The organism is Desulfosoma sp. (genome assembly GCF_052743555.1).
Window position 1 is genome coordinate 1 of the sequence record NZ_JBRAHS010000017.1, and the last position, 12,989, is coordinate 12,989.

A 12,989-nucleotide genomic window follows, 5' to 3' on the forward strand; every position below is an offset into this window, starting at 1 on the left:
GCTGATTGGTTTCGTCAATGCGCTTGCTCAGTTCGTCGCGAATAGCATCAATGCGTCGGCTTTGATCTATCAAATGGATGTACACATCATCCAGCCGTTTGTGAATCGCCTCGATTTGAATTTTTGTCTCTGCCTGATCCCTTTTGATTTGGTCCAGCTCAGGCACAATAAGTTCTTGCATGGCCGCACGAATGGCTTCTTTGATGTCCATCGATACGCCTCCTTTTTGCATCAGAATAACCGAATCCAGCGCCGGCGGTCCAGCACCAGAATGGATTGTCAGAGAGCGTGTTTTCAGCCCAAAGTGCCTTGGGCCAGTGCACAGCCGGAAAGCCTCTTCCAAGCAAGAGCTCTCCTTAAACAAGCACTCGCAAACCTCCTTTTGCTGTCGTGCTCGACCGCATTTTATGGAAGTAGTGCGCGGTGCAATAGCGAGTAGCAGGTTCCGAAAATCCCACAAAACGATTCTCAGACAAGCTATGACGATAAAGATCCACCGGAGTTCGAGCCGAGAGGACCCATGGAATGGGCGGCGCGCTCGTCACACACCATGTTGGTATTCGATCTGCTCGATGTGAGCCCGCCAGTAGGGCTTCGGCCCCTCAGGTAAAACCCAGGCCCCCTCGGCGCTCATGGGTATCCACATGCCGTCTCGCATTTCATAATTCCAGAATCAGCCCTGCCACGCCGTGGCCTCAAACCTGCCATTCACCCGGCCTTAGCGGGTCTCTGCATACACTGAGCAAATCCACCCCTCATGGCCAAACGCAAAGGTAAAATCGACGGATGTTTTGCCATCTGTGAGCGTCGCTGGGGCATGGGTGGCATCGACGGGGTACCATTGTAGGCCCTGATGGGGAAGAAGCGCCGTGGAATACCAAACGGCCTCGGCAAGATAGCGCATTAATTGGCCGTGTGCGAGCTCGGGTGTCTACGGTTCCTTCACGATGGTCAACAAAGCCCAGAGCTTGGCCGTGAGAACACCGTTGGCGGCTATGCAGGCATCGCGAACAAAAACAGGATGTCCCGGCATCACACGAATTCGCGCATTCCAGAAAAAACCTGGAGGTCTAATGACTACGTGTTGGATCGAGCTGAACGATTTCCACGCTTCGCCGCTTTCGCTCATGTTCAACGTTCTCTTGTGGTGGATTTGCACAGCCGCCACCATTGGGGACTTCGCCTTTAAAACCCGATGGAAATAACGTTCAACCGGTGCGGGAGGTTCCTTCAATTCGCCTGAATCGTACGATTTTCCGGCCAGGAAAATGCGCCCCACTGCCATGGCAACCTGAAGCTTTCTCGTTTCCCTTTGCCAGCGGAAAGAGCCCTAAAGAATCGACGAGATTCCAAGGAGCGCCAAGACGACAACACTCATGAGCACGTTCCATCCCATGCATCCGCCTCATTTCCACCCCAAGCAAAGATGACGCAGCAACCAGGCCACGGACGCTCGTGATGCCCCAACACAGTCATTCCAGCGCTTCGCCCTTATATCCCGGAGGCATGCTGAAAGCCATCTTCAAGTCCTGGGGCCGCCTTGGCGCAATCCCCAAGGGCATCCACCTACGTGGAACGTTCATCCTGCCTTTAATAGCGGGCTAGGAGTGGAATCGATCTTTTTGCGCGGGGCCGTAACCGGCCTCGAAGACGGGCACTCAATGGGTCTTCAGGGCTTCCTTGACTCGTTTTGCTAGAACCGTGCGCACAAAGCTCAAAGCGGCTTGCATGTCGCCATCCATGTCGATACGCACCACTTCCCGAGCTTCATCCGGGCTCAGTGTCAAAACAATGGGTTTCAGCCTCATGGACTGCTCCTTGTCGCCATGGCCACATCGTGCCACGCTCAGGCCTTGGCGGATTTTGGAAACCTTGTCGGCAGGCATTCTGCAGAGCCACTTTCCCGTATCCGCTCCTTCAATGTCTTTGTCTCTGGATCGCCCCAAAATTGTCAAGCAGGAGGAGAAACTTTTCCAGGATCACCTTGCGCGGCAAATGATAACAAACACCCTACGGTTCATCGCTTGGGTAAGCCCTTTGAAAAAGCCTTTGACATCGTGCGTGGTGCGCTTAGGTCACCATAGGCGACTTAAGTCAGCACTTAACGATCCGCGGGGTGAAAGAAGGCGTCGTAGCGGGGGGTTGTGCGGCCGAGCGAGGTATGGGCGTCATAGAACCACGTGAGGGCTGCGCCGGCAGACCAGCGGGTGTAGTCGGAGGACTTGTCCACGTCCAGATGCACTCCCACGGCCCACTGAGGTGCAATTAACCGGACGGCCTTAAAGGATCCCGAATACCCCAGCCCGGAAAATCGCTCACCAGCGTAGCGCTCGGGGCGGTCCTTTCGCGGATACACGGGGCTTTTCTCGGTCTGGTAGTCAAGGTAGCCTGCCGAGGCCTGGATATCCAGCCACCAGGGTTTGCCTTCATGGGTCTGAAAGCGGAGGGTCGGGCCTGCCATGACAAAAACGGAAGGGCTGAAATAGCCGCCATGGCCCAGGGTGTAAAAGTCGCTGTTGCGCTCGTAGCGGGCGGCGGCGACAAACCCGCCCAGGGATATGGTTCCGGCCGTCCAGGAAAAACTTTGCCCCATGGCCGCATCACCCGAAACGGCAAAGTTCTCCCACATACCTTTCCCCCCGTAATGGTCGGCCCCTAGACGCACCCTGGACCAAATATCTCGAGGCCAGGAATGGTTGTAGGTTACGGAACCGCCTGTTCGAAGCACTCGGCCCCACGTTTTCTTCGAATAGGGATCGCGTTGCCCAATCCACGAAAGGAGCGAATCTTCCACAGATTTTCGGTGCGCTTCCAGGCGCCATCGAGGCTGGGACAGTTCCATGGCCAGAACGGGCTCCGGATCCACGGGCCCTTCCAGTGGGGTTAATCCCACTTCCATTCGAACATCCCATGCGCCTTCTCTGGTGTAAGCCACAGAAGGAGACACCACCCACTGGGAAGTGACCCATCGCGATGCCTGGAAAGCCATGTCGTCGAAAAGACCAGATGAACCGACAGAGGGCTTTTCCGGGAGACGCTCAGTCTCCATATAGATCCCTTCCACCTGAAATGTCCACAAGGAGGCTGCCTTCGTAGGAAGTGCCCAGCGCCAGGGCATGCGAATCGTTTTCAGCCGAGACGTGCCGTCATCCCCGGAGCGGCTCATGAAGGACACCCCCAATGTGCTCCAGCCCGAAGCGTCTTTTGGCCCTTGCCCAGAGGCCAAGACCGCCCGCAGTTCCTTGCCGGCTCTTTGAAAATGCTCCACGGCCACTTGCCGAAGGGAGGAATCTTCCTTTTGGCTTAGACCTTCGGCCATATCATAGGCCTCGCCAAATCGGCCGGACCGCTCCAGCGAAAGGAGCAACCCTTGGGCATCGCTCGGCTCCATGGCCACATTCAAAGCTTTCGTAAAGGCTTTGGCTGCTTCGGTTGCACGCCCCTGCTCCAGAAGGACCCACCCCAGCGCCCGCCACGGCGCAGCGTCTTCCCCCTGAAGTTCAGCCGCCCGCCGGTATGCATTTTCCGCTCCCTGAAGGTCCATTGCTTTCTGACGCTGAACCCCCTCTTCCATGTGCAGACGAAAGAGGGCGCTTTGCCGCTCTTTCGTGTAAGGCGGTGTTAAAGATTCCAGCACCTGGTGAGCTTCACCGAACTTCTGCTGGGCAATGCACACGTGGGCAACGCCCAAAAGGGCGTCCTGCCGTTCAGGATGGCGACGATGGAGTTGCGAAAAAAGCGCTTCCGCTTCTGAAAATCGGCCTGCATGATAAGCTTGCCAACCTAGCTTGAGCAGGGCGTCCGGGTCGTCGGGGCTTTGTTGCAGAATTTCTCGTGCCACGGCTTCCACGTCCTCAGCCCCTTCTGCCATGGTAAAAAGCTTACGCCGCAAAACTTCTCTTTCTAAGGTCGCTAGACCGTCCAGGTACGAGGTCGGAATATCCGTGCGTTCCTTTTCCGAGCGCAATCTCGCCAGCATGTTTTCCACCGGTACAAGTTCCAGCAGTTCGGAATACACGCCCAGGCGGAGGGCATACCGGTGGGCCGTGCAATCCAACAGCTTTTCCTGAATCCGCAAAGCTTGCACTGCTTCTCCCTTCTGCCGCAGAGCCTGGGCTGCCTCAAAGAAGGCCTCGGGAGCAATGCAACGGCGAAGAGCCTTTGCATTTTTTTCTACAAACCGGGACACGGTTCCTACTTCTTCGGCGTCACGGACCTTTGCGATTTCTCTTCGAATCCGCCCTTCCAGAAGCTTTCTTTGAATAGAGCCGCCGGCCCGCTGGTATTGGGCCAGCCATTTTTCGGTCTCTCGTGTGCGGTACCCCTGTCGATGCAGGTCTTCCACAAGGGCCGCCGCTTCGTTGCGCCTTTGCAACCGATCCAGGCAGAGCGCCGCGCCCCACTGGGCTTCCTGACGAAGGGAAAGGGTCTCACCTCTTCGCCTGAGTTCTTCAAAAAAAACAAGAGCCTTTTGGGGACGCCCTTCACGAAAATGCCACCAGGCGATTTCCAGCGACGCCCGATCGCGCACGCTGGCCACTTCCCGTTCTTGAGCTGCGGCTGAAACCCTTCGAACAGAGTCATCAAACGGCAGCACGGCGTCGGATGCCCTAAGATGTCCCGTCCACGTCACCCACACAGCTACAGCAAGGAGCATGATTCGCATCATGAGTGCTTCCCCTGGCTCTGTTCAGGGAAGGAGCGGAAGGTACTTTTCGGCGTCTGCGTACCGTTTGAGCCCCAGAAGGGTTTCCACCAAAGCCGGTACAGTTTCTCGAAGGCGAACCCCTTGGGCGACCATATCTTCCAGCAGCTGCGCCGCTTCGTTCAAACGGTTCAGTCGAATCATGCTGTAGGCCAGTCCCAATCGGGATTCCTCGACCACATTCGGCACCGAGTCTTCTCCTGTCAGAGCGTCAAACAGTAGGGCGGCATCCTGGTACCGGCCTTGATTATAATAGCCCCAGGCGATGGTCAGTTTAATTCGGGGAATATCCACGGAAAGGCCGGAAAGTCCCTCTTCCGGCTGCACCTGTAAACTTCTGACACCAGCCTGAGGAGACGCCTCCAAAGGCAGGCTCGGGAGACCCGGAACGGCCAAAGGTTTCGGCATCAAAAGGTGCGCCTGAGCACTCTTTTCCACGTGAATCAGTGCCGCCTGATTGGACTCTTGCGCCAAAATCCCTGGGGTTCCACAAAGTCCCAGCGAGAGAAACAAAGCCAGCGCACAACCCCGTCGAAGCCACATGCTGCCTCGACCGCCAGGGCATGAAGCCGGCCACTCCTTTTCATCCAAAGGCCTGCACACGGCGCGGTCGGTCATGGACCTTTTTACCTGCAGCACGTCTCGGTTTACCGTCCATTTCATGGCCCTGCACACAACTCGGTTAGCCATGGACCTTTTCACCTCATGGTCCTTCCAGAGCCCGTAGGCTCAGAAGATACAAGGTCGCTGAGTAGTAGTCGTCCTTTTCGCGCTCCACTTTTTCACGGGCGCGCTTCCACAGCTTATCAGCCGCCTCGAGTCGGTTCAGCCTTTGAGCCGCCACGGCCCACACGGCATAAAACCCTGCGGGCGCTTCCGTTAGGGACACCGCCGGGTCCACCACATCCACCCACAGGGGCAAGGACCCCGTCTTGTCAAACCAGTCCAGGACCATCAACCACGGCTGCAAGGCTTCTGGCCGATCCATCCACGCCAGGTACAAAGGCACTCTGACGGCTTCGTAGCCAAAGCGGGAACTCCTTTTTTGAAACACATTCAAGCCTTCCCCATTCACCAAAATCCAGTCGGGCGGCAGGTTCCAGGAACCGCGGCGCGCTCGATGCAACAGATCCATGCCGGCTTCGAGAAGACGGTTCCAGATCGGATCGTCGTCGTATCGAGCCAGGGTGTGCAAGGCGGGGTAGACGTAATAGGAGAGGTTCAGCACGAATCCGTTGGGATCGACGAAGCCATAGTAGCCGGGGAGAAGCACCGGGACATTTTGCACGTTCGTCACCACGTGCTTCTTGATGTCGCGGGCCAGTTCCAAGGCTTCCGATCGCAAGGCTGGATCGTTCCAGCGTTCAAAAGCTTTCAGAAGACCGTAAAGGACCAGCAGGTCTCCGTCCGTGGCATTGTTCAGATCCACCACGGTCCACTCTCCATTGGGTCGCTGCCCCCCAGGCCCAAGCCAATAAGTGGTCAGAACCCCGCACCTGCAGGTTCTCTCGAGTCCACTGCCGAATCCGTTCGAAAGTCGGTCGATCATCGGCGGAAACGGCCAATATCAGGCCATATCCTTGCCCTTCGGAATGGCTCATCTGGCGATTGCCACGGTCGATGATGCGGCCGTCCGGGCTCACAAAGCGATCCTTATAAGCATCCCACAGACCGCGGTCCAAGGCCCGCCCATCCACGACCGATCCGGCCCAAAAAGCCGCCAACACGATGAGCAAAACCATTCTAGGACGCACTGAGTCGCCTCCGCCGATACCCTTTGAGGAGACGGTAAACGAGGAAACTCACGAGAGCCAGTGCCACGAGCACCGATAAAGCGAAAGCCCACGGATACGTGTAAACGAAAAAGTCTAACCGGGTCAACGAGGTCAGACTTCCTACTCGGTAAGGAGCGCTGACGCGAAGGCTTTCCACGCGGGTCTTGGGGCCGTCCCAGTCCAACAGAACCAGATCACCTCGACAGGCTCCCTGCGTTTCGTACTCCCATAGGGACCGCGCCGCCTGCGCCACGACCTTCGCGTCCTGGGCGGTGAGCAACAAGAGTGTTCGGTCGGATGTGCCAGGTAAACGATATTCCATCAAAGCCGCTCGATTGGGCGAGAGGCCTCCCGTTTGATCGGCCCGCGCCAAACGCGCCTGAGAGGTTTCCTGAATCGGGGTCGTTCGGCCCAACAGGCGCCGCAGCCAATTATTGATCCATCCCTCTTCTTGAGACGTGACACTGGCGGGCGGGGATGCCACCGGATAGGCTGCGCGAACGGGAGGCACCAACTGATACGGGGCCGACTGAAGCACATCCTCGGGAAAAGCATTCAGGGGCGCGACGGCCAGAACGTTCACCGAAGGCCTTTCCGGCAATCGGTCCCAGACCTGCAAACCCAGCGGAGGATAGCCCACCTTTTGGCTCATGAGCGCTACCAGGTTGACGGCCGCTTCCACGGAAGCGAAATCCGAAACGGGCATCCAGAGGGCGGCTTCACGCCCGTCCGGATGACGGGCGAAGGGAAAACCGTCCTTAAAAAAGAGTCCCAGGACGGGCAGTGCCGCCCAATGGGAGATACCGGGTAACTGAAACGTGGAATCGTCAAAGACAGTAAGCAGCAGATGGTTCGTTTGAATAAGGGTACACTCACCGGTGATGAGCGGCGTCAGGACCGCATGAAAAGCCAGCTCGTTGTCTCCAGGCCTCAATAAATATGTGGGAAAAGAAATGCGATAGCCCTGGTAATGGGCACCCGATTTTTCATTCAATGGAATGGAGAAGAAAAACTTGCCGTTGAGAAAGAGGGCTAGGACGGAATCTTCCCGCATGCCGGCGCTGTAGGCCACATGCAGGGACAATGAGGCGTATTTATGCGGCTTGATCAAAATATCCGACGGCAAGCGGAACCTCAAAATGGACGGAGCCGGCCGGTATCCTTGAAAGGTCACGCTGGAAAAACCCAGATCCTGGAATGTGTAGGTATGGTCCAATTGCAGCATGCCTCGGAACTCATAAGGACTCACTGACGGCGCAACCACGTTGTGCACCAAGGTCATGGAGTTATCCGGAAAAGGAAAGGAGAGAAAGGCCAGGGCCTGAAGCGCCTTGGTCAGCGCCGCATCGTCCGGCCCGCTCACCAGGATCAGAGCGTGCGTGGGATCCTCCGTCTGGTCGATATCGTTTGTTTTTCCGGCGGAACTTGGCATGGAACGCACTTCCAGGTAGGCACCTTCCGGATTGGGTGCCGAGGCACCTAAAACTTGAGTGATAAAGTCCGGTGTTCCCACCACCAGGTTGTCGCACCCGGGTTTCAGAGTGTCAGAAACCGAAAATTGCACGGCGCGATAAGCAAAGCGCAAAGCAACGGCGGATGCCGCCAGCATGGCTCTTCGGGTATCATGCTGACTGGGAGAGGCCACGGCAATGTGGACCCTCTCCGGCCTGGGATTGACCGGATCAAAAACCACGTTGGGAAGTGCGCTGAGCCGAAGGGGAATGGGTTTTAGGGACACCGTCCAGTCCACGTAAGCTTCGTCCAGCTTGAGGGTAGTCCAGAGTTCCGGAGCCGTTGGGTCTTCGCAGTCCAGTACATAATGCTGGGTCACCTTGAAGGATAGACTGTTGTAGCCGGGGGTCAACAAATTGGCGGGCAATCGGACCGAGACCCGGCCCTCGGGAGCCTGGGGTTCCAGAACGACCTGGGCCAGAGGGCGGCCGTTGAGTTTCACGATCAGGCGTGAATTTTGCCGAAGCAGAGCTGTAGAATTGACGTAGGAAAAGGTCAGCACGGCGTCGTGAACCTGCCACCGTTCGGGAACAGGCAAGCTCACGTCAAACCCGTTGTAAGCCCCTTGCAGTTTGTGCACGGAAACGGGGACCAGCTGCGGCAACGGAACCCGTAGACGCATCGGTTCCGGTTCTGGAACGCCCCACGTTGTGGAAGTCATAAACGGGCAGAGAATGGCCAGCACCACGACCCAGGCCGCCCGCCTCACGAAGCCTTGGGCTGTCTTTTGAATCCTCGCGTCCATAAAAACTCCGCCTTCCTCCTGCAGTAGAGCATCAACAGTTTCACTGTCCCCGAAAGGTTATGAAAAGCTCGTCGTACTCCAGTCCTTAGCAAAAGGGCGTATCCATGACCCAGAGGCAGACGAGCGCGGGAATTGGATTCCCAAAACCGCTCCCATCGTTCACTGTCCCCGTAAATGAAACCCACTCGATCCGTAAAAGCCTGAAGGCCTTCCTCGACCCATTGGCAGCCCACCGTGCATTCTTCTTGGCCCTTGACGTCACACGGGTCCATGCGAAGAATGCGAACCGCCAGATTGTATGTCCTTTGGAAACTGTCCTGAGCCCGCAAGGTCAAAACGTCACCCGGCCGAATGGTTGAGGCGATCAGACCGGCCAAACGCAGGCGAGCCCCTCCCAAAGACAGATCCCTGATGCGCACGGAAAGAGTCCGCCCATCGCCGCCGATGAGCTCGGCCGGCTCATCGGTTACCACGCGATGATGGCGGCGCCATTGATGCAGCTCCCAGGCCGCTCCCAGACACAGCAGAATGACGCCCAGATTGTACACATTCCAGAAAAGGCAAATGATGATCACGTCCCGTTCCAGCGGAAAGGTTGTCCAGCGGTTAAAACCCGCCACCATGCCCAACAGAATCAACACCAGCATGACGTAGAACGGATAGCCCAGTGGGCTGGGCGCATCGGCCGCCAGGTGCTTTCCCTTAGGCGTTACCTTAAACCGTGGCGATCGAGGATTCTTAAAGGTGGAAAGAATGGCTGGCAAGAGATAGATGCTCTGAACGGTTTCAAAGAATTCGGAAAAGAGTGTATGCCGCACATCGCCGTAAAGGTAATGAGCTGTGAGCGTGGAGCCGAACAGATGGGGCAGGGCATAGGCGATTACCTGAATCACTGAGGCGTTGTACACGCGAAGCCCGAAAACGAGATACGCCAGGGGCGCCAGGAAAAAGACGATGCGTGCCAAGCCGAAAAACCAGAAGAAACAAGAATTCAGGTAGCACAGTTTCTGGGTGAGCGTCAGACCCTTGGCCAACAGGGGGTTTTTGAGCAAAAAGATCTGAACCATGCCCTGAGCCCAGCGGGTGCGTTGCACAATGAAGGCGTCAAAGGTTTCAGGAGACAGCCCACAGACCATGGGGCGACTCACGTAGACGCTGCGATACCCACGCCGGTGCAGCTCAAGGGCCGTTTCCGCATCCTCCGTGATGGTTTCCCCTTGAATGCCACCGACTTCAGCCAGGCAGCAACGGCGCATGAGTGCTGCGGAACCGCAAAAGAACGACGCATTCCAAAAATCCAGGCCCAGGTGAACGCGCCGGTAAAACATTTCGTTTTCTCCGGGCACCATGCCGTGAATGCCCAGGTTCTTTTCCACGGGGCTGGGGTTGATGAAAAAGTGAGGCGTCTGCACTAGGAAAAGCTTTTCGTCGTGCAGAAAATAAGGCACTGTTCTTTTGAGAAAATCGCGAGTGGGCACGTGGTCACAGTCCAAAATGAGAATGAGATCGCTGCAGGTACGCTGAATGCCCGCATTAATGCACGTGAAGTTCTGGACGTCTCTCTTTTCGGCATCGGCAGCACACAAGCATTGAAGCGCATAATTGATGTTGCCCGCTTTGGCGTCCACGTTGTCATCCCGGGTCATGTAGTGCACGCCGATTTCCTGGGCCAGCTTTTGAAGGCGCTCGTGCCGGATCTGGGCGGCACGGGCCTTTTCCGGGTCCGGGTGGTTTCTTCGAGCCACCGTGCCGCCGTCGTCCAAAATGTAGATGTTCATTTTGTCGCGAGGATAATCCAGAAGGGTGCAGGCCACCGCCGTGGTTCGAACAATCTCTTCCGGCTCATTGTAAGTGGGAATCAAAATATCCACGCTGGGATACTGCAGCGGATCATCGGGCAGGGAGGGTTCACCTTGCCTTTTCAAAGGCCAGATGTTCACGAAGAGCCCTAAAAGATGGAGACCGATGCCATAGGTTTCGGCGCCGTAGAGGAGCAACATGCCCGCGCAGTCCCACGGCCCGGTATAGCTCAGAGTCTCAAAGGTTCGAAACATCCAGTAACGAAGGGAAAGAAAGGCACTCAAAAGCAGGATAAAAAAGCGCAGCGGAACACTGCGCCCGTTTCGCTGAATAACACCCGACAATACGGCAAAAAGCCCCCAGCCCACCAAAACCTGATCCCGAAGCTCCAGGTAAATGGACGCCGCATAGGCGATATAGGCCCACAGAACGGCCAGGGCCACCCACACAATCCAGCGTTGAGCCCCCTCTGTGCCCATGTGTTCTGGCACGGTGTTCCATTTCATACGAAGTCGCCTTGAAGCCCCTTTTCCACGAAAAAGACGTGTCACTTCTGGAGTGTCCTTTTCATCTGTCGGCCGATGAAGGAGGTAGCTTTAAAGAAATCAGCATGACTTGTCAGAAGTATTGTATTTTCTGAAAGTCGGTGGTTGCGCCCGCTCCAGCCATTCTTTGGCGTGGGCCAGTGTCTTTTCGGTGATGCTCACACCGCCCAGCATGCGGGCCAGTTCTTCCACGCGTTCCTGAGGTCTGAGGCGGGCGATGGCGATTTGGGTGGTTTCTCCTGAGGTGTGTTTGATCACACGATAATGGTGGGTGCCGAAACAGGCAATCTGCGGAAGATGCGTGATGCAGAGCACTTGAAATCGTTCCGACAGATGCTGCAGCTGACGCCCCACCAGTTCGGCTGTGCGGCCTCCGATGCCCGTATCCACTTCGTCAAAAATCAAGGTTTCCGCTTCGCCCTGACGACTGAGCAGGGTTTTGAGGGCGAGAAGAATGCGGGACAGTTCACCGCCTGAAGCCACCTTGGCCAAAGGCTTAAGCTCCTCCCCAGGATTGGCGGAGAGCAGGAATTCCACGCGATCGATGCCTTTGGCGCTGACGAGGCTGGAAAAGCTTTCCGGATCATCTTGTTGTGGCGTCGAAAACATCACGTCAAAACGCGCTTTGGGAAGATCCAGAAGGGCCAAGACCTCCTCTACCTCGCTTCTCAGCTTTTCTGCCACGCTTTGGCGTTGGCGAGAAAGTTCTTCGGCAAGAGCCCGCAGGCGTTCCTCGGCTTGATTCGCCTCCTTGCGCAGCACCGATTCTTCCCAGTCCACGTCGGCGCTTTCCCCCATCGCCTTTCGAAGCTCGTCCCGTTTCCGGATCATGTCGGCCACCGTGGGTCCGTACTTTTTGGCCAAGCGCCCTAAAACCGCCAAACGGTCTTCCACTTCCGCAAGCCGGGCGGGATCAAAGCGAATGCTTCCTGCGTAATGTTGCACAAGAAAACTCGATTCTTCCGCATGGATCCGCGCTTGTTCCACATGATCCAGAGCCGGTTTTTGTGTGGGATCGATGTCGGCAATGGTTTTCAGATGTTTGGCGATCTCGTCCAATTTCTCCAAAACCGAACCGTGATCCCGGTAAAGAAGCCCATAGGCGGCTTGGGCAGCTTCATGCAGCGTGGCCGCGTGATGCAAAATCTTGCGCTCCGCCTGCAGTTCTTCGTCTTCACATGGAACAAGACGAGCTCTCTCCAGTTCCTGAAGTTGAAAGCGCAGAAAATCCGTTTGTTCTTGCCGTTGCGCCTTCACGCGCTGAAGGCGTCTGAAAGCATCCAGACGCTGGGTCCATTCCGCGTAGGCTCTGGCCACCTTCGAGGCGGCCTCGCCTAGGTTTCCGTACTGATCCAGAAGATCCAGATGAATGTCCGGATTCAGTAGAATCTGGTGTTCATGCTGGCCGGATATGGAAATGAGCCCCATGGCCAACGCCTGCAGTTGGGCTAGAGTGGCCAAGCGCCCATTGATGAACACGCGATTTCTTCCTAAACGACTCACCGTGCGTTTGATCACAAGCTCCGTGGAAGGTTCTGCGCCCAGGCCTCTGAGGCGTGAAGCCAAAACGTCCGGGTTTTCAAAGGTAAAAAGGGCTTCCACAGTGGTTTCGTCCGCGCCGGTGCGAATCATGTCCTGGGACGCACGACTACCCAGAATCAAGTTCACGGCACCCACCAGAATGGATTTACCGGCGCCCGTTTCGCCGGTAATCACCGTAAATCCTGGGTCAAAGGTCACGTGAAGCCGGGAAATAATGGCAAAGTTGTGCACCACGAGTTCACTGAGCACGGAACACTCTCCCTTGCATGATTCGGGAAAAAACTTTTCCTAAAACGAGAAGCTTCTGGTAATTTACTGCGCCCTTAGGGCCAAGACCGTCACATTTTTCCCGCAGGGAAGGATTG

Annotated in this window: 8 protein-coding genes and 2 pseudogenes; all 10 read right to left on the minus strand. The window is 56.4% G+C overall.

Features of this window, described 5'->3' with window-relative positions; translation table 11 throughout:
* A pseudogene (locus tag ACUVSA_RS11435) lies at positions 1–343 on the minus strand (hypothetical protein); the annotation flags it as partial.
* A gap of 198 nt (positions 344–541) precedes the next feature.
* Positions 542–1,285: pseudogene (locus ACUVSA_RS11440) on the minus strand (DUF6920 family protein).
* Positions 1,286–1,658: 373 nt separating this feature from the next.
* Complete coding sequence (locus tag ACUVSA_RS11445; protein ID WP_445892478.1) at positions 1,659–1,808, minus strand: hypothetical protein; 150 nt, start codon at positions 1,806–1,808, stop codon at positions 1,659–1,661.
* Between the two features lie 293 nt (positions 1,809–2,101).
* Positions 2,102–4,669 (minus strand): cellulose synthase subunit BcsC-related outer membrane protein, encoded by a 2,568-nt coding sequence (locus tag ACUVSA_RS11450; protein WP_445894917.1) that lies wholly within the window; start codon positions 4,667–4,669, stop codon positions 2,102–2,104.
* 21 nt (positions 4,670–4,690) lie between these two features.
* Positions 4,691–5,368 carry a tetratricopeptide repeat protein gene (locus tag ACUVSA_RS11455; RefSeq protein WP_445894918.1) on the minus strand — a complete coding sequence of 226 codons (678 nt, stop codon included), beginning with the start codon at positions 5,366–5,368 and terminating at the stop codon, positions 4,691–4,693.
* Between the two features lie 40 nt (positions 5,369–5,408).
* Positions 5,409–6,137, minus strand: a complete 729-nt coding sequence (locus ACUVSA_RS11460; protein ID WP_445894919.1) for a glycosyl hydrolase family 8 — start codon at positions 6,135–6,137, stop codon at positions 5,409–5,411.
* Entirely contained in the window at positions 6,070–6,447 is a 378-nt protein-coding gene (locus tag ACUVSA_RS11465; protein WP_445894920.1) for a glycosyl hydrolase family 8, read from the minus strand. Before ACUVSA_RS11465 ends, ACUVSA_RS11460 begins: the two co-directional genes overlap by 68 nt.
* 1 nt (position 6,448) lies before the next feature.
* Positions 6,449–8,737, minus strand: a complete 2,289-nt coding sequence (locus ACUVSA_RS11470; RefSeq protein WP_445894921.1) for a cellulose biosynthesis cyclic di-GMP-binding regulatory protein BcsB — start codon at positions 8,735–8,737, stop codon at positions 6,449–6,451.
* Positions 8,698–11,043: a glycosyltransferase family 2 protein gene (locus ACUVSA_RS11475; protein ID WP_445894922.1), complete on the minus strand. Its 2,346-nt coding sequence runs from the start codon at positions 11,041–11,043 to the stop codon at positions 8,698–8,700. Before ACUVSA_RS11475 ends, ACUVSA_RS11470 begins: the two co-directional genes overlap by 40 nt.
* Before the next feature lie 99 nt (positions 11,044–11,142).
* Positions 11,143–12,873 carry a DNA repair protein RecN gene (gene recN / locus ACUVSA_RS11480; RefSeq protein ID WP_445894923.1) on the minus strand — a complete coding sequence of 577 codons (1,731 nt, stop codon included), beginning with the start codon at positions 12,871–12,873 and terminating at the stop codon, positions 11,143–11,145.
* Between the last annotated feature and the right edge of the window lie 116 nt (positions 12,874–12,989).

Coding starts and splice junctions, on each gene's coding strand:
- ACUVSA_RS11470 (WP_445894921.1), bottom strand. CDS start 8,737: ATGGACGCGAGGATTCAAAAGACAGCCCAAGGCTTCGTGAGGCGGGCG.
- ACUVSA_RS11465 (WP_445894920.1), bottom strand. CDS start 6,447: ATGGTTTTGCTCATCGTGTTGGCGGCTTTTTGGGCCGGATCGGTCGTG.
- ACUVSA_RS11450 (WP_445894917.1), bottom strand. CDS start 4,669: ATGATGCGAATCATGCTCCTTGCTGTAGCTGTGTGGGTGACGTGGACG.
- ACUVSA_RS11445 (WP_445892478.1), bottom strand. CDS start 1,808: ATGAGGCTGAAACCCATTGTTTTGACACTGAGCCCGGATGAAGCTCGG.
- ACUVSA_RS11475 (WP_445894922.1), bottom strand. CDS start 11,043: ATGAAATGGAACACCGTGCCAGAACACATGGGCACAGAGGGGGCTCAA.
- ACUVSA_RS11455 (WP_445894918.1), bottom strand. CDS start 5,368: ATGAAATGGACGGTAAACCGAGACGTGCTGCAGGTAAAAAGGTCCATG.